Source organism: Acinetobacter lwoffii (assembly GCF_024129115.1).
Taxonomy (GTDB): domain Bacteria; phylum Pseudomonadota; class Gammaproteobacteria; order Pseudomonadales; family Moraxellaceae; genus Acinetobacter; species Acinetobacter lwoffii_T.
In genome coordinates, this window is sequence record NZ_JAMXXO010000004.1 from 30,623 (window position 1) to 52,314 (window position 21,692).

At 43.6% G+C, this 21,692-nt stretch carries 32 protein-coding genes; 12 read left to right on the forward strand and 20 right to left on the reverse strand.

What is annotated here, in order from left to right:
* Position 1: 1 nt before the first annotated feature.
* From NI470_RS05330 to NI470_RS05420, 19 genes are all read right to left on the reverse strand, one after another.
* Positions 2-2,026, reverse strand: a complete 2,025-nt coding sequence (locus NI470_RS05330; RefSeq protein ID WP_253147932.1) for a phage tail protein — start codon at positions 2,024-2,026, stop codon at positions 2-4.
* Complete coding sequence (locus NI470_RS05335; protein ID WP_253147931.1) at positions 2,026-2,589, reverse strand: phage connector family protein; 564 nt, start codon at positions 2,587-2,589, stop codon at positions 2,026-2,028. The genes NI470_RS05330 and NI470_RS05335 overlap by 1 nt, the downstream gene beginning before the upstream one ends.
* A gap of 244 nt (positions 2,590-2,833) precedes the next feature.
* Positions 2,834-3,733, reverse strand: a complete 900-nt coding sequence (locus NI470_RS05340; protein ID WP_005266543.1) for a phage capsid protein — start codon at positions 3,731-3,733, stop codon at positions 2,834-2,836.
* Positions 3,734-3,747: 14 nt separating this feature from the next.
* Complete coding sequence (locus NI470_RS05345; protein WP_253147930.1) at positions 3,748-4,386, reverse strand: hypothetical protein; 639 nt, start codon at positions 4,384-4,386, stop codon at positions 3,748-3,750.
* A complete protein-coding gene (locus NI470_RS05350; protein ID WP_253147929.1) occupies positions 4,379-4,879 on the reverse strand; it encodes a Bbp19 family protein in 501 nt (166 codons plus the stop codon). The genes NI470_RS05345 and NI470_RS05350 overlap by 8 nt, the downstream gene beginning before the upstream one ends.
* A complete protein-coding gene (locus NI470_RS05355; protein WP_253147928.1) occupies positions 4,879-6,537 on the reverse strand; it encodes a portal protein in 1,659 nt (552 codons plus the stop codon). The genes NI470_RS05350 and NI470_RS05355 overlap by 1 nt, the downstream gene beginning before the upstream one ends.
* 3 nt (positions 6,538-6,540) lie before the next feature.
* The gene (locus tag NI470_RS05360; protein WP_005251554.1) at positions 6,541-6,771 is read right to left on the reverse strand and encodes a hypothetical protein; all 231 of its coding nucleotides are present in this window, start codon (positions 6,769-6,771) and stop codon (positions 6,541-6,543) included.
* A 2-nt stretch (positions 6,772-6,773) separates the two neighbouring features.
* Entirely contained in the window at positions 6,774-7,124 is a 351-nt protein-coding gene (locus tag NI470_RS05365) for a hypothetical protein (protein ID WP_253147927.1), read from the reverse strand.
* A 66-nt stretch (positions 7,125-7,190) separates the two neighbouring features.
* Positions 7,191-7,748 (reverse strand): hypothetical protein, encoded by a 558-nt coding sequence (locus NI470_RS05370; protein WP_153566357.1) that lies wholly within the window; start codon positions 7,746-7,748, stop codon positions 7,191-7,193.
* Positions 7,749-7,914: 166 nt separating this feature from the next.
* Entirely contained in the window at positions 7,915-8,094 is a 180-nt protein-coding gene (locus tag NI470_RS05375; protein WP_153566356.1) for a hypothetical protein, read from the reverse strand.
* Entirely contained in the window at positions 8,091-8,309 is a 219-nt protein-coding gene (locus NI470_RS05380) for a hypothetical protein (protein WP_153566355.1), read from the reverse strand. Before NI470_RS05380 ends, NI470_RS05375 begins: the two co-directional genes overlap by 4 nt.
* Positions 8,306-8,554 carry a hypothetical protein gene (locus tag NI470_RS05385; RefSeq protein WP_153566354.1) on the reverse strand — a complete coding sequence of 83 codons (249 nt, stop codon included), beginning with the start codon at positions 8,552-8,554 and terminating at the stop codon, positions 8,306-8,308. The genes NI470_RS05380 and NI470_RS05385 overlap by 4 nt, the downstream gene beginning before the upstream one ends.
* The gene (locus NI470_RS05390) at positions 8,551-9,003 is read right to left on the reverse strand and encodes a hypothetical protein (RefSeq protein WP_253147926.1); all 453 of its coding nucleotides are present in this window, start codon (positions 9,001-9,003) and stop codon (positions 8,551-8,553) included. The genes NI470_RS05385 and NI470_RS05390 overlap by 4 nt, the downstream gene beginning before the upstream one ends.
* A 19-nt stretch (positions 9,004-9,022) precedes the next feature.
* Positions 9,023-9,538: a RusA family crossover junction endodeoxyribonuclease gene (locus NI470_RS05395; protein ID WP_253147925.1), complete on the reverse strand. Its 516-nt coding sequence runs from the start codon at positions 9,536-9,538 to the stop codon at positions 9,023-9,025.
* Entirely contained in the window at positions 9,535-9,786 is a 252-nt protein-coding gene (locus NI470_RS05400; RefSeq protein ID WP_244783154.1) for a hypothetical protein, read from the reverse strand. Before NI470_RS05400 ends, NI470_RS05395 begins: the two co-directional genes overlap by 4 nt.
* Complete coding sequence (locus NI470_RS05405; RefSeq protein WP_253147924.1) at positions 9,783-10,526, reverse strand: ATP-binding protein; 744 nt, start codon at positions 10,524-10,526, stop codon at positions 9,783-9,785. Before NI470_RS05405 ends, NI470_RS05400 begins: the two co-directional genes overlap by 4 nt.
* A complete protein-coding gene (locus NI470_RS05410; protein ID WP_253147923.1) occupies positions 10,523-11,368 on the reverse strand; it encodes a hypothetical protein in 846 nt (281 codons plus the stop codon). Before NI470_RS05410 ends, NI470_RS05405 begins: the two co-directional genes overlap by 4 nt.
* Before the next feature lie 149 nt (positions 11,369-11,517).
* Complete coding sequence (locus NI470_RS05415; protein ID WP_253147922.1) at positions 11,518-11,826, reverse strand: hypothetical protein; 309 nt, start codon at positions 11,824-11,826, stop codon at positions 11,518-11,520.
* The gene (locus NI470_RS05420; RefSeq protein ID WP_253147921.1) at positions 11,811-12,041 is read right to left on the reverse strand and encodes a helix-turn-helix domain-containing protein; all 231 of its coding nucleotides are present in this window, start codon (positions 12,039-12,041) and stop codon (positions 11,811-11,813) included. Before NI470_RS05420 ends, NI470_RS05415 begins: the two co-directional genes overlap by 16 nt.
* A 130-nt stretch (positions 12,042-12,171) precedes the next feature.
* Here NI470_RS05420 and NI470_RS05425 point away from each other — a divergent pair, with 130 nt between their 5' ends.
* The 9 genes from NI470_RS05425 (at position 12,172) to NI470_RS05465 (ending at position 17,928) form a co-directional block, all read left to right on the forward strand.
* Complete coding sequence (locus NI470_RS05425) at positions 12,172-12,918, forward strand: XRE family transcriptional regulator (protein WP_253147920.1); 747 nt, start codon at positions 12,172-12,174, stop codon at positions 12,916-12,918.
* Between the two features lie 4 nt (positions 12,919-12,922).
* The gene (locus NI470_RS05430; RefSeq protein WP_253147919.1) at positions 12,923-13,435 is read left to right on the forward strand and encodes a hypothetical protein; all 513 of its coding nucleotides are present in this window, start codon (positions 12,923-12,925) and stop codon (positions 13,433-13,435) included.
* 189 nt (positions 13,436-13,624) lie between these two features.
* Positions 13,625-13,867, forward strand: coding sequence for a hypothetical protein (locus NI470_RS05435; protein ID WP_253147918.1), 243 nt, complete (start codon positions 13,625-13,627; stop codon positions 13,865-13,867).
* On the forward strand, positions 13,864-14,682 hold the full coding sequence (locus NI470_RS05440) for a RecB family exonuclease (protein WP_253147916.1): 819 nt from the start codon (positions 13,864-13,866) through the stop codon (positions 14,680-14,682). Before NI470_RS05435 ends, NI470_RS05440 begins: the two co-directional genes overlap by 4 nt.
* A 28-nt stretch (positions 14,683-14,710) precedes the next feature.
* Positions 14,711-16,156 carry a recombinase RecT gene (locus NI470_RS05445; RefSeq protein WP_253147915.1) on the forward strand — a complete coding sequence of 482 codons (1,446 nt, stop codon included), beginning with the start codon at positions 14,711-14,713 and terminating at the stop codon, positions 16,154-16,156.
* Between the two features lie 57 nt (positions 16,157-16,213).
* Positions 16,214-16,990 (forward strand): hypothetical protein, encoded by a 777-nt coding sequence (locus NI470_RS05450; protein WP_253147914.1) that lies wholly within the window; start codon positions 16,214-16,216, stop codon positions 16,988-16,990.
* On the forward strand, positions 16,987-17,352 hold the full coding sequence (locus tag NI470_RS05455; RefSeq protein WP_253147913.1) for a hypothetical protein: 366 nt from the start codon (positions 16,987-16,989) through the stop codon (positions 17,350-17,352). The genes NI470_RS05450 and NI470_RS05455 overlap by 4 nt, the downstream gene beginning before the upstream one ends.
* Complete coding sequence (locus tag NI470_RS05460; RefSeq protein WP_005266598.1) at positions 17,345-17,707, forward strand: hypothetical protein; 363 nt, start codon at positions 17,345-17,347, stop codon at positions 17,705-17,707. The genes NI470_RS05455 and NI470_RS05460 overlap by 8 nt, the downstream gene beginning before the upstream one ends.
* Positions 17,707-17,928: a hypothetical protein gene (locus NI470_RS05465; protein ID WP_005251506.1), complete on the forward strand. Its 222-nt coding sequence runs from the start codon at positions 17,707-17,709 to the stop codon at positions 17,926-17,928. The genes NI470_RS05460 and NI470_RS05465 overlap by 1 nt, the downstream gene beginning before the upstream one ends.
* Here the strand turns inward: NI470_RS05465 and NI470_RS05470 are convergent.
* Positions 17,838-19,139: a tyrosine-type recombinase/integrase gene (locus tag NI470_RS05470; RefSeq protein WP_253147912.1), complete on the reverse strand. Its 1,302-nt coding sequence runs from the start codon at positions 19,137-19,139 to the stop codon at positions 17,838-17,840. The two genes, NI470_RS05465 and NI470_RS05470, sit on opposite strands and share 91 nt — an antisense overlap.
* A gap of 221 nt (positions 19,140-19,360) precedes the next feature.
* On the opposite strand from NI470_RS05470, the gene NI470_RS05475 reads away from it, so the two are divergent.
* The 3 genes from NI470_RS05475 to recA all read left to right on the forward strand — a co-directional run bounded on the left by NI470_RS05475 (position 19,361) and on the right by recA (position 21,657).
* Entirely contained in the window at positions 19,361-20,035 is a 675-nt protein-coding gene (locus NI470_RS05475) for an HAD-IA family hydrolase (RefSeq protein WP_253147911.1), read from the forward strand.
* Complete coding sequence (locus NI470_RS05480; RefSeq protein ID WP_005246619.1) at positions 20,028-20,468, forward strand: RNA-binding S4 domain-containing protein; 441 nt, start codon at positions 20,028-20,030, stop codon at positions 20,466-20,468. Before NI470_RS05475 ends, NI470_RS05480 begins: the two co-directional genes overlap by 8 nt.
* 145 nt (positions 20,469-20,613) lie before the next feature.
* Positions 20,614-21,657 carry a recombinase RecA gene (gene recA / locus NI470_RS05485; RefSeq protein ID WP_004279873.1) on the forward strand — a complete coding sequence of 348 codons (1,044 nt, stop codon included), beginning with the start codon at positions 20,614-20,616 and terminating at the stop codon, positions 21,655-21,657.
* The last annotated feature ends 35 nt before the right edge of the window (positions 21,658-21,692 follow it).

The window sequence follows — 21,692 nt, forward strand, 5'->3', positions numbered from 1 at the left end:
TTTATCTCTCATTCATTGATACCAACATAGCTACACTTTGGACGTGGAAAGGCAGCGGTTTGTTGTGTGTTATTTTTAATTCCATTTCGTGCAAGGTCGACCAACCATTCATGCTGACGCTGACCGGTCCTGTATAGGTTAGATTCTGGAATGCAGACTGGTTAAATGACTTGTGTTCCAGGTCGTACTGGTTGCACTGGCCACCAATTGAATTGCGGATATACAAGACCGTTTCATGCGCCTGGATCTTATGGAACATTGCAGTATTGGGAACTTGGCTGTGATCCGGTGGCAGAAACTCAACTTCCATATTGAACGGCTGGCCAGCAAACCAGGTGCCGGACGTTGGCTGATTGTCATCGTAGAAATAACCATCTGCATTCTGGAATCGATACTGTGTGCTGTTATGCAGGTTTCTGTTTGCTAATGCGCCGTTATGTGCAATCTCACAATCCATGAATGATGTTTCGTCCAGTTGCTCAAGCACAACCGAGGTTTTACGCGTAACCAGCATGAAGCACAGATCATTGCCGGCTGCTTGAGGCAAGGCACAGATTGATCGTACAGATCCGCCAAAGTCATGCTGTGCCCAGGCATTCATTTCCTGATCACGGTTTAAAGTGATACTGGCCACCATGCCATCATTCAGCACCATCCACACTAGGCTATACGGCGTTTGCTGGTAGGTCAGTTCCTTGATACCGCCATGATCCTCTGCAATGTGTGGTGCAATAGCTGATAGTTCCGGACTGACCAGACCATCTACCTCATAACGATAAGACAGTGCACGCAAGCGGTTACCGCCACGCTGAACAAATAGCAGCTCATTACCCACCAGACACGGACGTACATTGGATTGTGCGCCGTAGGTTGTGTGCTGTTCAATCTGGGCAGATGCTGGTGTAAATGCACCGGCTGAACTAATCAGGAACTCAGAGCCACCAGTAAGCGCGACCACACCACCACGTTGTGCCAGGTGCAAAATATTGTCTGCCTGTGCAGATGATGAAGCCATGGAAAATGCGCTGGCATCGTCCGTTGCTTCCAAGAAATCACCATCATTCCCAATTGCACTAACCCATAACTGGTTCGGGTTGTTTTTGGTATTGGCGAAGACCAGACGCTGTTTAAAGAATGTCACTGTGGATGGATAACCGGTAGCTGCTGTAAATGCCGCAGTATTTAAGGTCCATGATTTGGCAATAGCTTGAACGTCTGCATTCAGTTTTACTAACACCTCACCTGAGACCACTGTACCCGATGTGATTGTAGTAATACGGACTTGGCCACCGTTGATATTTACGATTGCGCCAATGTGAGAGGCATTAAAGACTGGAATGTCATACCAGGCGACTTCCTGCCACTTATCATTCAGATCTGTCGGCTCGGATGCAGAGTTATCTGCTACCGCTTCCCATGTTTTAAGCAGATGAATAACACGCTCACCAATGATGTAGTTTTCAGTGTTCTTCCAGTTTGGATATGATGAAGCGGTCAGCGTAATGGTTTTACCAACATCTGTGCCATTTGGCTTTAATGCCACGTTAGGTGTGGTATTGATTTCATCCACCGGCGCTGTGACAAAAGTGAATTGATCAAAGTTCCAGTTATCAAAGTCCTTACTGCAGACCAGACGATGTACCGGATGATCGCCCTGGACAAAGAACATGCGATAGCGTGAGTGTGCCACCTGGATCTGTGCAACTTTGGCCACTGTGTTATACGGCGTACTTCCTGTATGAACCACGGATTGCGTCAAAGGGTTATAAACCTGAATGGTGTTTATGCCTAAGATCAATAGAAAAGGATTATCCGAGTTCGGTACAAAAGGAATCAGACGCAATGCACCGGCAAAGATGCCACGAAACTTAGTACCAGGACGTTTCTTTGCTCCACCTTCCACCAGTGGAATAGCATTTAACAGCTTCTTTGCGCCGTTGGCATATTGCTGCACATCAGTTCGGGTATGCAGTAACGGGGATAATTCACCGCTGGACAGGTTATTTTTGAGTAGCCATTGCTTCATTAGTAGCGACTCCCGATATAGCGTGATTCCTCGTAAACAATATCTTCAGAAGGTCGTTCTTGTGCATTGATCGTACGTGCACGCTTGATCAGATCACGATATTGCACTTCTGCAGATTGCCCTGCTGCATCGCTACCGGTATTCGGTTTGCATAGCTTGGCAGCCATCTTGAGTGACATGGCTTCAACCAGCATTGAGTCCCAAGAATCTTCGTTATCGTTGTCAAAAATATATTCAAGGTTTATCCGATTGGTGTTGGCCAGAATGTAACGATTCTCGACCTCATATTTTTCTGTATTGGCGCTGATGATCCGGATGAAGTCACGCGGCAATGGGAAAGAATGGGTATAGCCAAAGGCCGGATAAGTTGTCACTGGTGCCAGAATGGTACGTTTCTTTGCACACGACCACGGATGATCACGCAGGATGGATTTCCGCACCTGGTCATAGATACTTCGGCAGCGTTCAGCACGTGCCGTGTTCTCATCAAATGAAGCAATGTTGCTGTCACCGATCAGGCTTAAAGCATGGTTGACGATGGATGTTCTGGTTGTAATAGACATAAAAAAAGCCCTCAAGTTTTAATGATCTTGAAGGCTTCTTTGGTTAGGTTTGTTGGGTGTTAGAATTGCTCATAGTTATTCCACTTCCTTCAAACAATTGCGGCACTCTGGCTTGGTATCAGTTCCAATCTCAGTCGCACCATGAAAACCAAAAAGACACATCAGAAGTTGAATCATTTTGGCTGCTCCTTATAAAAAAGACCCGACACCCCATGCCCAAGATGCCGAGCCAAAGCCCCTTTAATTAAGCCGGTGTGTAGTCAATCGCTACGACTTTCTTCTCATTGGCACGACCAGCACCAAATGAATGAACACCACCAACCTGTTTTACGTTCTTCTTATCCGGACGAGTCGAGATATCGAAGCTGGTAATATCTGCATCACCGAAATGAACAGCAGACTTACAGTACATTGCTAAACGCTTGGTTCCGGCTGTAGCGCCTTGACCTACTTTTTCATAAGCAACCCAAGTCACACCCAACCACTTGTGACCGACTGCACCGTTCTGCAACATCTGAACGTTGACGTGATCCGAGTTGGTCAAAACGGTGTCGTTCAAGAATGCGTTAAGAACATCCGATGTGTACGTGATAAAGATTTCTTCACCGTTCTGCTCATCACATTCGTTCGCACGGAATAGTGATTTTGCTTTGGTGATTTGCTGCTTCAGCGTACCGAAAGCCGGTGCGATGATTTGACCTGCTGGTAGGTTCACCGTGGAAACAGTTGCTGTACCGGCATCGTCTACTACTTTGCGAGTCACTGGACCAACAAGCGCTGTATAAATAATGTCGTCAATCTTGCGCTCACGTGCGCTGATCAATAACTTCATATATTTGTCTTGTGGCATTGCTTTTAGCTTAGGCAGGTCACGCGGTTCAATTGGAATGAATAGATCCCAATCAGACATTAACGCGGTACGCACACCCACATCCGGATGCGTCCACTGAGTGTCACCATAGCGAGCACCAGAAGCCTGCATTTCTACAGATCCCATGTCATTGATGGTGAATGACTCACCTTCAATTTTTCCACGGTTCACAACGGTTTTAAGCAGTCGTGATTCGTTTTGCTGTGCCGCAACGTCGTATGTGTCATGGAACTGTTGAACAAACGCCGCTGTGATTTTGTTTTGGTTAGCCATTGGCTAAATCCCCCTTATTGATATTGCTTCGCATAAGCCTGTTCAACCTGTGCATAGACGCGTTTATGGTCTGGATGCTTGTCGTTCAAGTAGGCTTCCGACATCATTAATTGTTGAACTGATTCACCAACGTTTTGCTGTGTGTTAGAAGGTGGTAAATCTTCCTGAATATGCTTACCAATAGCGGCCGCCAGCTTTAACGCACCGATTGGTGAGTCCAGATCCGAAGCCTGAAAACCTAATGCTTCAATGGCTTGTTTAGCCAGATTCACATTTGCACCAAAGTCATTGCCCCATTCTTCCTGCAGGGCCTCCATTTGCACGGATTGATGCTGTTCATAGGCTTTAACGACTGCTTCAACTTGCTTGTTGGTCATGCCTTCAGCATGGAATGATTGCAGTACTTCAGCGTTATCTTCTTTAAATGCATCAAAATCGAAGCCATCAATTGAAACGCTATAGGCATCGGCAGATTCTGGTACCGCTTTTGCTGGATCTGTTTCAACTGGTGCCGGGTTTGGTTCACCTGGTGCTGGATCTGCTGGCGGAGTACCCGGAGCCGGTTGTGGTTCTGCTCCCGGAGTTGGTTCTGGAGTTGGAACTGGTTCAACTGCTGGTATGTTCTCTGGGTTTGGGTTCTGTTGTTCATTCATTGTTTTGCTCCATGTGTGCTAGTTCTAGGCTCTCGTCATAGCGAGGGTCATTTGCTGTGTTAATTCGGTTGATAATGAAGTCCACGACTTCGGCACGGCCCAAACGGCGGCATGTCTCACGTTCGTTATCAGTGAAAGCATTGCGTTTAAATCGCACGGTGAGTTCTTCTAAAATTCGCTGGCCATTAACGTCCATATCGAAATGTATCTGATAGGTCAGCGCCGTTGGCTTTCGATGTGAGCGCCATTTAACGTGATGGCCAAAGCCTAATTCGTCCTCTTGTTCGGCAATGAGTTCACTGAAATCAGATTCAGGCTGTTTAACTTTGGCTTCAGCCTCAGCAAGACGTGCACGCAGCTTGGCTTCTGTGTCCTTTAACACTTCAATCTTTCGTTTATAGGTAATTGCATCAGCCACTTTTTGATCATGATTGACAAGTAGCCAAATAAAGATCACCAACAATAAACATAGCGCTCCAACTAAATATTCCATTACTGCATCACCTCACTAACCATTTGTGCTTCCAGACCTTTGCCTGCTGCATTTGCTACAGCTCCTGTTACTTGCTGTGCCATAGCTGCCTGTTGTTCCTGAGCTGCTGCCTGTTGCTGTTGCTGTGCTTTCTGCTCACGGTATGCCTGAAGTTCATCCGTAGTACGCATGATTGAAGTTGGTGCACCTAGACCAGCTGCCAGTACTTGCGGTACTGCATCAAGATTAATGTTGTCCAGTGCATCCGGTGCGACTTCAATAATTGATCCAAGTGAAGCCATCAGACGCTCAATACTGGCCACTTCCTCAAGCTTCTGAGCACGTGCCAGTGGTGAAATAAACTTGAATGAAAGATTACGACCCTGTAGATCCTCTGGTGCTTCGCCTAATGCTTCTGCCCGGTATGCCAGACCAAAAGCACGATCAAGGATAGGAACAAGTAATTCAGCCTGTGCACGGCCATATAACGGCCCAAGCTGCTGCCGGATCATGTCGACACGTGCATAAATCTCTGCTGCTGTCGGTGGCGTGTTGTAATGCTGCGACATCCCATCAGCCATAAGCTTTCTGCGGATGCTGGACTGAATACGATCTAGCAATGGATCTGCGACCTGAAAGCCTTTTCCACTATCCAGGCGCTTCATTGAATCCACCTTTCCTGCAGTAACGATCTTGCCGCCACCGATACGCACAGTACGTGGGTTTAAAATGCCGTCATCTTCAGCAATCCAGAAACCGAGTACATCAATCTCAGCACTGCGCAAGGTGTCACGCATCAAAGCATTGGCTGATTTAGCATCTGGTAACGCCGTAGACATAATGCCGATGCCGTACACACTGCCCGGGATCTTTCTAAAACGTGGTACCGCACAAGGGAATTCGTTATAGCCAGATTCTTTCAGGATATTTTTTCCATCCACTTCCACATGATATGAAGCAAACGGCATATTCTTCGGTAGTAATACACGGTTGGTCATTGATGCTTTGACCTTGCGTGGTTCGATCACATGCACAACCTTGAAACGGTCATCTGGTCGAGTCTGGTAAGTGTTACGCACGGCATCACTTACTTTGTGTTCGCCAAATTCACTGACCAGCTGTGCAGCGGTTTTGGTGTATTCGCGATAAATCGTATCTACTTGCCCATCTGGACGTGTGGACGCAATAAAGCATTCACCAATTGGCCAGCACTGGTATGTGAAGCCACCGCCTTTTTCACGGTCAATGTCTTGATAAACCACACCCCAGCCAGCAACGGCGAAATCAATGATCATGTCGTAGATTTCACTGTCAAAGTTTGCGCCGTGGATATTACGAAATAAGAATTGTGCGACCTGCTCAAGCCAGTGTTCACCTGGTGTAAGTTCAGCTTGATCATCCATACCATCAGGCACAGCTTTAAACCAGATCGCGTTTGCAGGTGTGGTACCTGCAATCAGGTTAGATACAAAGATCAGGATTGATTCAGCAGCAGTAGAATCCAGCAAATCAGCACGCTGTTTCTCTCTGGTGCCTTCGGAACCTGAACTGCCACTAAAACACTGCTGGCGTTCAGGTGCTCCGTACTTGTAGCATTCAGTCCAGTGCGCTTCGTATTTGGCACGTTCTGCCCGAAGCTCACCCAACCGTTTGCAAATTTGACTTGCTCGATCACTCATGCCTTAACCGCCTAGTGTTGATTTCTTTTCATCATCAGATGCAGAAGAAAGCACTTCAGAAGCTTTACGCTTTTTGCGCTGTGCCACCTGTTCGTTTTCTGCTGTCTGCGCTTCTGCTCGGGCTTTGGCTTCTGCTGCCTGAGCGTCATAGCCTTTGGATGCTGCTTTGGTATCAGTCAGACCAATGGCATCCGTTACGGTGCTAATGGCCTTACCTATAAATCCACCACACATGGTTAGTACTCCTCGGTGATCCAACCGTTAGGGCCTACAACTTGGCGCGTGCGCTTTGCTGTTGGATCGGTAGGTGCATTGGATGTAGGTACATGCTGTGTAGCTGGTTGAGCTGATTCACCTTTGTTTTTGCGCCATGCAAGGAATTCTTCATATTCCTTTTTGGCTGCCAGTTCTTCTGCAGTTGGTTCAACTGGTGTACCTAGTGAACTAGTTTCATTAGTAGACTGGTCTTGTGATTCAGCATCTTGACCCGTGATGTGCTCTAACGCTGCATCGGCCTGTTCTGCCGTGCTGACTGGTTCCGGTGCTTTCTCTGTTGCACCTGGTGTATTTACTTTGCGAGCTGCCATAAAAAAACCCTATCGTTGGTTGATAGGGTTACTGTGGGGGTATGGGTGTTCGGGTTTGTTGGGTGATTACTTTAAGTTTTCTTCTATTTTTATTTTTTCTATAGAGTGGATAAGCATGTGATAATCACCAAGTGAATTCGTTGAGCCAATTAAATTTTCATACAAGATTTTCAGATACTCATTCCATTCTTCTTCATTTGAGTGTGAAATATTAGAGAACTTCTCTGTCATGGCAGCTAGTTCATTTTTAGATTTGCTTATGGTATTTTCTTGATTAGTAAGCATTACTATATTATTCATCACTATCTCAGCCTTTTCTTTCTCCCCTTTCTCTTCTAATTGTTTTTTAATTATTTCAAGTTCTCCAACAAGTAACGGCACTTGTTTAAGCATATCAATATTATTCTTTATATTCTCATTTAATAGATTGAGTGTAGCTAACTTTGCGTCTATACCATTTTGTTTTATAGAAATATCAGTTTGTTTATTAGAGATTTCAATCTGTTCTAGGACTTTTTTATACGCCTTATAGGCGAAACCAAGCGCGATAACACCTATCATGATTTGAATCTGCCCCGAATTACTTTCAGCCCACGTTGAAAGTGTCACTAAACATTCCCACATAAAATAAATCCTTGTTATTTATTAATCCCTATCTTACCTAAACTTATTAAAAAAATTACTATTCTTTGGCCCGACATACTGAATCCATCCCCATACATCACGCCAGTAAAACCAATCGCCGTTGGCCTCCTTCCACGGCGTGCCGTCATTCTCGATGTGGGTGTAGTCAGGTGGCATGAAATACCCCCTCTACAGCAGTGAACTCCTTTCCGCTTTCATCGGTCGCAGTAATAATTTTTAATCCACTACGACGGCCAATATCTACTTTTACAATGGTTAGCTTGCCTTGTGGTTTCCAGCATGGACTGTCGTGCGTTACTGTTTGACCAGCCTTAAAATCACTCATCTTTCACATCCTTTGACTTCGTAAATATCACCAACATCATGAAAGTTATATTTTTGAGCCAGACGGCTAATCACCTGTTTTCTGGTTAGCGGTTTTTCAGTCTTAATATCCACCGTGTACCACACCAAACCCAATCTAACGCGAGCCTCGTATTTGCATGAGGCATTCGCCTGGATGGATACCATCAACAAAAATGCGATTAAAATAATTTTCATCCCTCAATCACCTTCGTATTCGGGCTGATATGGTTCTTGATATCACTACACGTATCAATGCGGTCGTGGTCGGCTAGAGCGGTGCGGAGGTCACTCAACAAGTAACTCTGCTGATCAGTCATATTTGGAAATGACATGATGTGGCCGTGATACTGATCTCGGGTAATCCAATACTTCGCCCACTCAGGTGCCCCATCCACAATCTGCTTACACTTCTCTAGCCCTAATTTTTCGATTAAGTTCATAAACCCAACTCCCGATCCAACTCATCAATAACCTGATCACACAGGCCGCCGTCTTCAAAAATATCCATCTGGCCAATCTTGTACTTGTATGTCATCCATTCACCTTCCAGTGGGTAACGATCAATGCCTGTCTCTGTTTGCCAAAGCAGAATGAATGCATGGCCGTTGTCATAATTTGGAACGCCACCACGCGCCCATTCAGACACGGTAGAAGCACCAGACACCGGTAGAACGTCTGCAATCTTTTCGTGTGTCCATCCGCATTTGCATAAGTCCAGGATCATTCGATTGAAGTCCGGACGTTTGTAATTTCGAAGTTTTAACTTGAACTCTTTGACCTTCTTTTTGGTATGCAGATTGATAAAACGCGCGCGCGCGCGAGGGTCGTTCGTATATACCCCCTCTCCACACTCCCCACCGACCAGTTGCAGCCCCATAGAACTTCCCATAGCAACCCCTATATTCAATTTAAATTTCCATCACTTTTATTTTGAGTAATCCGCCTTTTACAACATTGCCCCGGCGCACTATCAGCTCATCAAACTGTTCGTCATCTACGCAAAATTCACACTTCACCAGGCTATCAATCGTTGCTTTCAAGTAATTATCGATATCCCGTCTTAACCGATTTGGAAAATGAAACGTCACCTCCAGTTTTAACCGTGCTGCTGTTCTGGTTGGCGGTACCAACATGCTGACCAGATCATGAAAATCTCTTGCCTCATCACTTAACTTGAAACCGCGTCCAGATTTCTTCCAGTAGTGGTTTACTGATGGAGGAATGGCCGGCAAATTAAAATCTAAAATGACTTTTTCACCCTCTACGCTATTTCGCTCTAGTTTCGCGTCTACGGCGTTTTTCTCTGCTTCATGTGTCTTTACTTCAATTTTGTTTTTAAATTGCACTGACGCGCATTCCTTGCGCAAATTATGCTTATTCAAGTGAACTTCTAACTGTTTTTCGCTCCAACGGGTTCCAGTCATGTACCAGCCTCAAATAATTGTTTAGCTTTTTCGGTTGGCAGGAATCCTTGTGGATATTTTTTATCGCCTGTGATGTATCCAAGCTTCTCAAGTGATGCCAGATACTTCTGCACAGTTCTTTTGCTTACGTCTGAAACCACATCATCCAGAACATCCTGCACATAGGTTTTCTTTCTCCGGAACGTGATGAACAAAACGATTTCAATCGTGAGTTCAAACATGTGGCCGTGTGATTGACTGATACTCATGCTGCACCACCTACACGCTGATCATTCCAATTGCATTCGACTACGCTTAAGCCACCTTGCTGGAATCGAGACCAAAGACGATCACCTAAGTCTTTTTGCAGTTCTTCCAGGGTTAAATTTGAAATCAGCATGGTCGGCTTCATACGGTCATATCGTGCATACAAAACCTTATGTACCAGCTCGCGGCGTTTATCACGGTCATGCAGTCCGTATTCATCCAGAATTAATAAATCGTATTGAGTGAAATCATGGATTACAGATTTCTCTGTAGCGTCTGGTGCATCCCATGCGTGCATGATTCGTTGTGCCAGATCCTCACTGGTGATGTAGCGTGCATGCTTGCCCTTGTTGAGCAATGTTCTTGCTGTTGCGCAGCTCAGATGGGTTTTTCCTGTACCAGTCGGCCCAACCATCACAAAGTTATTCTTGTCGCCGTTGATCATATTCTTGGCAAAAGAAACAACCTGATTCAGTGCATTCTGGTGTCCTGCATGTTTCACCAGGTAATTTTTAAAACCTGACTGAGCATGACGTTCTGGAAGTTGAGCACCTGCAAAATGCTTTTCACGTACCTGACGATCCACTTCGGCCTGTGCTTGTGCAAGTTGTGCTTCATGAAACTCTACGGCGCATTTAGGGCACTTGTGATATGGCCCGGCTTGAACCATAGCGACTTGATGCTTATTGCAGATCTCTTGAACTTTTTTGAGTTCAAATGAAAACGATGACATTGCGTTCATACGAAGTCCTCCGGGATATCCACTTGGAAGTTTTCAACAGGTGCGTGATAAGTTGCCTGATCTTTCCATGCATCATTCACGTTCAGATTTGCATTAGGTTTCTTGCTTGCCTTTGGCTTGTCTGTCTTCGGTTTTGCCGGCTGGTAATTGCGTAACCAGTTCAACCAGGTGGTCATCCATTTTTGAGAAATACGTTCAGGTTGACCAACTGACCATTGCGCCAGCTCTTTGAGTTGTTCAAGTACGATGGCTTGTGACAGCTTTGGGAAACTCACAGCTGCTTGAGCCATGAAATCCTGTTTGATTGGGTAGGTCCCAGATAGATCTTTCAGCGAATACAACTTTGAGTCTTCAGAGTGGTAATCAATAAAATTCAAAGCACCACGATCCTGAGGAACAAATTCAGCCGGCGCTTTATTCTTATTATTTTCTAAAGATTCTATAGGTGTATCTATTGTGTGTTCCCCTAGTGAACTAGTTACTAGTGTCGTAGGTGAACTGGTCTGGTTCACTAATGAAACTGGTGTCATAGGTGAACTAGTTCCCTTAGTGAACCGATCTTTGATAGAAATCTCATTAATTCGATAAGACTTCATGCCTTGTTTTCCGCTAGCAACAACACTAATAACGCCGTATTTAATAAGTTCCTTTAAGCCAGCAGATACAGTTTTACGGCCCAATTGACGTGCACCTGGTAGATCACTGCCCTGAAGTTGTGAATAGCTGACAAAATCAGACTCTTTGTTATGTCCGTTAATGCGGTTTTCCAGCTCCACATAGACGTTACGTGCAGCATCACTAATGAATGGCCACACTTCTTTTCGATACAAGCGACTAGACATAACATAGCCCTGATCGAACTTATCGCTATACATGTTTTTCCCAGCCCCTTGTGCTGGTTGTGAAGGCTTCTTAAACGGAATTACTTGTGCAGTATTCATAGCTTCACAACCTCCCCGATACGTGTTAAATTCAACATTCGTTACATGCCTCATTTACTTTCTGAGTGAATGGCAAAGAAGCTCATCTGGTCGCACAGATGGGCTTTTTTTGTGCCGGTAGGTTTCATCAATGGTTCAGGTGTTAATTCAAAAATAGGCGTGTCTACGGTATCTGTGGTCAGACGCATAAGAGATGCGAGATTATTTAAACGTTCCCGAACTTCAGAAATATTCGATATGCCCAAACTTCTTATATGCTCAGACAGAGTTTTGTTTTCAGATCTAGCAATTGCTTCCAAGTCACGTTTTTCGTCATATGTGCATTTGAAAGTGATGCTTTCAGTTAATTTTTCAGACATTGCTCGCCCTCATTGCTGTCTGATTGCACCTTTTCGTGATGCAGTTTTTTTAAGCCTTCAGCGATTTCATAAGAAATACGCTTTCCCTTCTTTCCAGTTTTCAGATCACTTATGTAGTTCTGGGAACAGGACACACTCTCAGCGATCTGATGCTGGGTCATATTTGCCTTCGTTTTATCTTGAAGGTCTTTAATTAGCTGACTCCAATTAGTCATCACTTAACTCCTATTTATCGCTTTATCGATAATACTATCTTTATTGCGATATTTGTACAACTATTTTTAACGCCATTGCGATTTGTTTTTAAATCACAATAGCGATGTATCGAGACTGGAAATCAAACAAATGACACTAGGTAATAGAATTCGAACACTACGAAAGTCGCATGGCCTATCACAGCCTGCGCTTGCTAAAAAAGCTGGGGTAACACAGTCAACAATTTCGGACTTAGAAAACGATAAGAAAAGCACGTCTGCAGATAACCTTATGGCGATTGCCAAGATTTTAAAAACTACTCAGGAATATTTATTGACTGGGGAACATCCGGAAAAAATGGATGCTATGGATAAAATCATTGAGTTAGAACGTCAATGGCGAGCAGAGAAAGAAAAACAAGAATTAGAAACTGACCATCAATTACTAAGATTAATCAGCATTGAGGAAGTGGAAATTAAATATTTTGATGATGTTCATGTTTCTTGTGGGAGCGGCTCATTTGCAGAAGCGATGGAGCAACATGCAAAGAAAATTACCGTGAACAAAAATGCGCTGACAGATAGAAACATTCTTAAAGAAAACTGTATTGCCCTTCCAGCCATGGGTGATTCAATGTTTCCAACGATCAAGGACAAAGATATTGTTTACGTGGACTTAGGACGCAAAACGATTAGGGATGGCAAAGTATTTGCCGTATGCCATGGCGGTTTATTTAAATTTAAGCGCCTATATCAATTGCCATTGGGTGGTGTACGGATCGTAAGCGACAATGCAGCCGAATATCCTGAAGAAAGATTGATAGCTCAAGAAATTATAGAACAACAATTTGAAGTCATTGGCTGGGCTTGGTCTTGGCAATCATTGGAGAACTGGTAAATCTATGTACTTATGGAGATTACTAACCAAGGCTTTATTTTTTAAGCCCAAAAGAACAGAAAATGGGTGGGAGCATAAAAGTGGATTTTATGTATCCTTAGAGGACGCAAACGCTGCATTTTCAATAATCGAAAGAGCTAGGAATGAAAGAAAAGGTTCTTTGAATAACAGAAAGACAAAAAATCATTATCTAGATGTTAAGCGTGACCGACTTAGGGCAATGGCTGATGATTTACTGTATGAAATACAGTCCAGCAGCAACAACTATATTGAAACCATATGTGCTTTTGGAGGTTTATTTTTATTAGGCTATTTAATTAATTTAATCATTGTTATCTGGTCTTATCCAACCATAGAGACTGTTAGATCATTTTTAATATCATCTGCTATTTTTGGATTTTTAATTTTTAGTTATTTTAAAAAACAAAGTCTGGATAAGAGTAACGCAGAAATGTTTTTAGATATTGAAGATGCCCTGTTCCAGCTTGAGTATGGTGAGAGCCAATATAAAAACTAATGACATCCAAAAATTTACAACCACCTTCGGGTGGTTTTTTATTGCTGTAAAAATAATTATCTTTTTTGCGATATTTTTATCGCATCGCTATTGACATAATTCTATCGCTATAGCAATATTTATCTCGTACCCAATAAAAAGCCCGCAGGGACTGGAAATCTAGCGGGCTTGCAAATATGCGAGATAAGTATGAAACAAAATCCTATTCAAAGCAACCTGCCAGAGTTCGGTCAATCGAGCATGACCTCTGAGCGCTTGTACCAACATCCAGAACCTAAATCAGTAGCGAAAGAAGTTGCTTCAAATGTCGCTGCTTGGATGCTCCTGTTTTCAATCTTCTTTGGTCTGTCAGTCATGATTTTGCATGCAGCAGATAAAGAATCTGCATACCAGGCAGAAGCGATTGCCAAGTCTGTAGGGGGTGCGAAGTGAATGCCTATGTCAATCCTACCCGGATTATCCCGATCCGTGCTTCGTCACTAGGCGATCTTTTTGATTGCCCTGCACGCTGGGAAGCAAAGAATCTTTTAAATAAACGCAATCCAGCTGGTGCACGCAATCGCTTGGGTACCGCAATTCATGAAGCTGTAACCCAATGGGATCACCTGAACTTAATCGGTGAAGAAGTTAGCCTGGAAGAATGCGAAGAAATTCTGCATCACCAGATCTGGCAACCCAATGAAGAAGTGGATTGGTCTGACCTGAATCAGAACGATGCTGAGTCAATTGGCCAATCACTGATGCACAAGTACATCACTCACATTGCACCTACTCAGAACTTCATCGGTGTGGAAGTGCATTGTGAATCATTAATCCTTGCAGATCTAGGAATTGAACTTACTGGCACCATCGACCGCATTTATGAAAACGATGAAGGTGAATTAGGTATCTCTGATATCAAAACCGGCAAGGCTGCTGTAACTAATGACGGCGTAGTAAAAACCGTTGGCCATGCGCCGCAAATGGGAATTTATACCGTACTTGCTGCACATGCTCTACAGGAACCGGTAACAGCCCCTGCCCGTATTTATGGCCTGACCACTGGCAAAACAGATAAAGGTCAGCACGTGGGTATTGGTGAAATTGAATCACCTGCAGAAGTACTCCTGGGTACTGAAGAAGATCCAGGACTACTGCACCACGCGGCCAAAATTATTAAACACGGTACGTTTTACGGCAACTCTAAATCCATGCTCTGCAATGAAAAGTTCTGCCCTGCGTACGCTACCTGCAAATTTCGTAAGTAATTAATTTTTAGAAATAAGGAATAACACAATGACTTCTCAAGTAATGACAACTGAACAACTTCGCGCTCAACGTAAACCTGAAAATGTTGAAGCAAACTTTAATACTTATCGTGGCTTCCAGGCGATGCACCACATGGCTGAAAGTTTGGCCAACAGTACGATCATTCCTGAAGCTTTCCGCAACACTCTTATGGTTAAAGATCGCTACGACCAGCAGGCTAAGAAATGGTTATTCCGTCCTGAAGCAAACCCAAACGGCGTGTCTAACTGCATTATTGCCTTGAATATGGCTCAGCGCTTAGGTGCAGATCCAATGATGATCATGCAAAACCTTTACCTGGTGGACGGTCGTCCGAGTTGGTCAAGCCAATTCATTATTGCTGCAATCAATAGTAGTGGTCGTTATAGCCCTTTACGCTTTGATATTACTGGCGGTGATGAAGAAGTAGAAATTCCATATGCTGTGACTGAATGGATTTATAACCAGGCTACTAAGAAAAAAGAACCAGTCGAATCAAATCAAACTGCTCGCGTTAAGAATTACAAATGTGTGGCTTGGGTTGTTGAAAAAGCGACTGGTGAGCGTCTGGAATCTACTCCTATCACCATGGAAATGGCTGTAAAAGAAGGCTGGTATCAAAAGAATGGATCAAAATGGCAATCAATGCCTGAACAGATGCTTCGCTATCGTGCTGCTTCATTCTTCGGTCGTATCTATGCGCCAGATCTGCTTATGGGTCTACGTACTCAAGAAGAAGAAATGGAATCAATCATTGATATTACGCCTGAACCAGCACCACAAGAAGCACCGCAAACTTTGGACAGCATTAAGCAGAATGTTGTGAAAGAAGTTGTTACCGATGCACCTGCAGAAGAAAAACCAAAGCGCTCACGTCAAACTCAAACCAAGACTTTTACACAGGAAGTTGAAGCACCAGTAGAAGATATTCCGCCGGCTCAACAAGCTAAAAATGTCCAAAATCAAACATCAAATGATGTAGGAGATGGAGAGTTAAGCGTAAATGAATTGAAGCGCCTACAGGAAGAAGCCGAAGCACTGGTACAGCAAAAGAAACAACCTAGCTCTACGGAAATGAAAAAGGAATATGCCAAAGCCTTAAATACAGCGAAATCACTGGCCGACATTCTGGACATCGAAGAACAGATCGAGAATGACAATGCTTTGACGCAAACAGACTTCCAGTACCTGCAGGCGAACATTGAGCAAGTACGCACCAAGTTTGAAACATCACAAGCGCCCGCTGTAGACCCGATCAAAAGTGGATCAGTTAAAAACGGTCTTACCCTACTGATCTCTGATGCCAAGAACGGTGAAGACATTCGACAAGTTGCACAGCAAATGAATGCAGCTAAGCCGAATTTGACCAATGAGCATCAACAGGAATTACTGCAAGCCTACGCGCAGAAAAAGAAATTGATCGAAGATCAGATGGATATGTTCCCAAATAAATAATACGGATATGGCCACACCTTCGGGTGTGGCTCTTAGAGGAATTAAAGGGGAATTAAAATGAATTCAGCAGCAGATCTAAGAAGACACCATGAACGTGAAGCTTTAAACAAAGCTAAAGATAAGGTTTTTAATGCTATCAAAAATGATCCTCTAGGCCTGTCTATCAGCCAGTTAATGGGTATCTGCCGATTAAGTGTGAAAACAGTAAGAGCAGCGCTTGAGCTTCTTGAGGTGGAAGAGCATCAAGGTATTTATTCTTTGGTGAATGCTAACCAAGTAGCAGATGAAGTTGTGGCTCAGCCAAAGCCAGTTGCAAAGCCAAAGCCTGAATTAGCGAATAATGAAGCAAAGATTAGTGTAGAAAAAGCGATTCTTCACTATTTAGAAGACTTCCCCAATGGTTTGAGTAAGGCCGAACTTATGGCTACTGCAGAAATGAGTGACAAGCAATTCACTAATTCGATCTACAGGCTCACCCAAAATGGATCCGTGAAACGGATTGGAAAATTAGGCAGCTTTAAATACTTATTAGCAAAGCATGCAGAAAAGGAGATTGATGTGATTAAACCTGTTGAAGTGCCAGCGACTCCGAGAGAACCAGCAAAAGAAGTATGGGAAGTATTCTGTGATAAGCCAACGGAAGAGCCTGTAAATGCAATCAGCAGTTTAAAAGCACAAATCAAAACTATTGTGACACGGAAAAGCGAGCTGACATTAAAAGAGGATGAGCTAGGCGTATTGCTTTCTGATCTATTCGGCTTGGCTAATGTGCAATTTTGTGTCGATGGCGGCCGCCTGGTCGGTGTCCGTTTATTTGAAGAAGTGGTGGCATGATGGATATTAAAGAAGTCGTAAAAACCGCAATTTTGCGCAACTCCCATGAATGGGGTGATGAGCAAGCAGAAGCAGTTTTGAAGGCAATTAATGAAGCTGGTTTTCTTGTTGTTCCAGCCAAAGCCCAAGCGGTGCCTGATTCTCCGACTGAAAAAACATGGGATGAAATTCATTTAGACCCTAAAGAAAGATTGTATTGGTCTTTACGCTCAGCCAAGAAACGTAAGTCTGATCTAAATTGGAGCCATGCGTCACATCAAACATGCGTTGGCTCTACCCATGGTAGAAAAATTTGTGAATACCTTGGCGTTGATCCCGATGGCAAAGATTTTGTCAGAACACAGGAGCCAGCCAATGACTGAAATTCAATTAACAAAACTTCAACTGGCTAACTATGTTTGTGATGAGCTGCATAAAGAAATGCCATTTGATCTGATTTTTAATCAGGATGAATTCGTGCCATTTATGGAAATCATTGACGCTTCAAATCTTAATGTTGGATTTTCAGTTAAGAATATCGGTGACAAGATTCATGTCGGTGTAACTAAGGGAAATTCAAACGGTATATATCAGGCATTGAGCAGCTACATCGCTCAGCATCAGAAGCCGGAAAACTGCATCGATCAATTTATTGCTAGTGGTGAATTTGATAAGGCTTTTAAGGATGTGTTTGGTTTACCGGAATCTGTGGTGAAAAGTTTAAAGGAGGTGTCTTGATGGTTTTATATATCTCAACGCCTGAGTTACTAAAGCGTTATGGGGTAACAAAAGGCACTTTGATCAACTGGCGCAATAAAAAGGATTTTCCTGAACCAGTGATCAAAGCACATGGGCGCTCAAGCAGCCGCTATGGTATTAAAGCCGTGGATGCCTGGGAAAGAGACAACGGATTGCTTGAATCACTTGAAATACAGCCTTTAATATCAAAGCGCTCGTAATTATCCAATATGGCGCAGAGCTTGAAGAACCACTTTTCATAAGCCTGCGCCTGATCATCTAAATACTCGTGTAAATCATAAGTTCCCCATACTGCAGGTAAACCATGGCCAAGCATAATTTCACAGATATGCGGTGGTGCCAGTTCTGATATATGCGTTCTCATTGTTCTGCGCAAATCATGTGTGGTCCAGTGCTGGATCTGCACACCAAAACGTTTACGCACATTCTCATTCACATATATAGGTATAGTGGTCTGAAAGCTTTTGGCCAACATGGTATAGGCTTTACCCTTCAAGTTCGGGAAAGCGTATTCACAGCTATCAGGTGAGAGTGAAAAAACATACTTAATGAATGGCACAATTTGTGGAATGATGGGCCGAATAATAGGCTTATGGGTACGATCCCCCATCTTGTGATTCTCTGGTGGTACGTGCCAGATCATTTCCTGAAAATCAAAGTCCGACTTCTTGGCCAGCCTTAATTCTGAAACACGACAACCGAAGAACAGCAACATGATAATAATGGCTTTGTTTTTTGGTGATATGGCATTCGATCGCAGTGAAGCATGCACCACCCAGAATATTTCCTGTTCTGAAAGATAACGTGAGCGCTTTACTTTCTTTACGTTTAGATCTGCTGCTCTCAAGTGCTGAATAGGCTGATGCTGTAATTTTCCGTGAATACATCCCCAGCGCATGATCATTCTTAAATTGCCCAGCACCTTGATCGATACGGTTTTAGCATCTGCAGCAATATCAAAAAGCAATTGTGACCATTCTTGCAGCGACACATCATCACAGATCCGTCTACCTATACGTGGGTAAACGTGCAACTCAAAGGCCCGATAATCATCTTTATATGAGACTTTATGAATGGCAACCGTATTAAACCAGAGATCGCAAATGTCTTTGACTGTAAGCTGTTTCAGATAGTCGCTTTCCCCTTTCAGTTTAAGCTGCATCGGATCCTTGCCCTGGTCGAGTTCAGTTTTATATTTATGTACCTGTACCCGGGCATCTTTTAAACTGAGTAAGGGATAAGTCCCTAAATCCAGTCTTTTGGCCTTGCCGCCAAAACGATAGCGATATTGAAAGACGATCTTGCCTTTAGGTGTAATTCGCACTGACAGACCATCACGATCTGTCACCACCTCAACTTTTTCACGCGGTTTCCCATTGTTGGATTTGAGCCAACTATCACTTAAAGCCATTTAAATTTTCCAGTCCAAATGTTCTATACTCTGTACATATTCAGGCAGAGCGAAATTATGTACACACATATGTACATATTTTTTCTTGAAAGGTAAATGACTTTGTTGAACTTTGAAATTATTTGATTGTCGTTAATAAACGCGAAAGTTGAGTAATTCTATTGAATCTAAAGCTTTTCTGTATGCTTTGTTGAACTTTGAAAAACTTTGGAGAATCTTGAATGCAAAAGCCGACTATAATTTTCGATATGGATGGCACTTTACTTGATCTTGCCTATGATGATTTCATCTGGAACGAGTTATTGCCTGTGCGTTATGCTGCCACACATGGCTGTAGCCTGGAACACAGCCAAGCGACACTCTATGCATTCTATCAGGAACATAATCATACCTTAAACTGGTACTCTTCACGCTTCTGGACGGCTAAAGTCGAAGTCGATGTTCTGGCGATGCAAATTGAACATAAAGATAAAGTCGCCTTACGCCCTCATTGTCTCGAATTGCTGGATTATCTTAAAAATAATGACTACCCGATCTGGCTAGCCACCAATGCTGACTGTGCGGGTCTAGCATTTAAACTGGATCATTTGAATTTAAGAGATTATTTCGATGTCATCGTCAGCTCAGAAACGATCGGACATGCCAAAGAATTTATCGAGTTCTGGCAAGGCCTGAATGAACTGCATCCATTTGATCCTGCACATGCTTATTTTATTGATGATACTGAAAAAGTCCTGAATGGGGCTCAAGCCTATGGCATTCAGAACCTGTTCAGCATCCAGCAGCCCTCTTCAGCCAAACTAGCACGTCAGACTTGTAATTACCCGATGCTGCACCAATTAACAGATTTAATCACTCATTTAAATCAGGCTGAGGTAGAAAAAAAATATGCGTAAATCGTCTTTACCCGAAGATGCGGTAGGCATGCGTATAGACAAATGGCTGTGGGCAGCACGGTTTTTTAAAACCCGCTCGATTGCCAAACATGCGATTGAAGGTGGCAAAGTCCATCACAATGGTGAACGTGTCAAGGTATCGCGCGAAGTCCGTGTTGGTATGGAACTGACGATTCAGCAAGGCATCGACAAAAAAACCGTGCTGGTTAAGGAACTTTCTGATGTTCGTGGACCTGCACCCGTGGCACAAAAACTGTATGAAGAGACCGAAGTCAGTATTGCGCGCCGGGAATTGATTACGTCACAAAGAAAGTTGCATAATCTAGCTCGTCCCGACCATCGTCCAAGCAAGAAAGATCGTCGTGACATCAGTAGATTTAAAAATGAAAATAGTCAGAATTTCGATCAGTCATGGTCCTATAATGACGAATAAATTTAAGCGTCAGAATATGTCGTACATGCGCTGACTTTTATAGAACACTAGGGAAAATTCTGTCACTATACACCTGTGGAACAAAGCTCTAATTTAAGACATCCACTTGAGTACTAACTTAGTGACATCGTATTGAGGTTGTAAGATGGATGAGAATAAAAACAAGGCGCTCAACGCTGCCTTAAGCCAGATTGAAAAACAGTTTGGTAAAAATACAGTTATGCGTCTTGGTGACAATACCGTTCAGGCAGTTGAAGCCGTGTCTACAGGTTCTTTAACGCTGGATATCGCACTCGGTATTGGTGGTTTACCTAAAGGTCGTATCGTCGAGATCTATGGTCCTGAATCTTCAGGTAAAACCACAATGACATTGCAAGCAATTGCAGAGTGTCAGAAAGCAGGCGGTACGTGTGCATTTATCGATGCGGAACACGCACTTGATCCTCAATATGCGCGCAAACTTGGCGTAGATATCGACAATCTGCTGGTATCGCAACCGGATCACGGTGAACAGGCACTTGAAATTGCAGACATGCTGGTACGTTCTGGCGCGATCGACATGATCGTTGTCGATTCTGTTGCTGCATTGACACCACGTGCCGAAATTGAAGGCGAAATGGGTGACTCGCATATGGGTCTGCAAGCCCGTTTGATGAGCCAGGCACTGCGTAAAATTACTGGTAATGCCAAGCGTTCCAACTGTATGGTGATCTTCATTAACCAGATTCGTATGAAGATTGGTGTGATGTTTGGTAGCCCGGAAACCACAACCGGTGGTAACGCACTGAAATTCTATGCTTCTGTTCGCTTAGACATCCGTCGTATCGGTCAAGTGAAAGAAGGCGACGAGATTGTTGGTTCTGAAACCAAAGTCAAAGTCGTGAAAAACAAAATGGCGCCTCCGTTTAAAGAAGCTTTGTTCCAGATTCTTTATGGCAAAGGTGTTAACCATCTAGGTGAATTGATCGACCTTGCTGTACAGCAAGAAATCGTGCAGAAAGCTGGTGCGTGGTATTCTTATCAAGGCGACAAAATTGGCCAAGGTAAGAACAACACCATCCGTTATCTTGAAGAGCATAAAGAAATGGCTCAGACGATCGAAAAACTGATTCGCGACCAGCTGCTTACCAAAGCAGTGGTTGTTGAAGAAGACGATAGCAAGGAAGAACCTGACTTTTTAGATGCGTGATCTTATTAGATGCGTCATCTTTAAACGTCAAGACA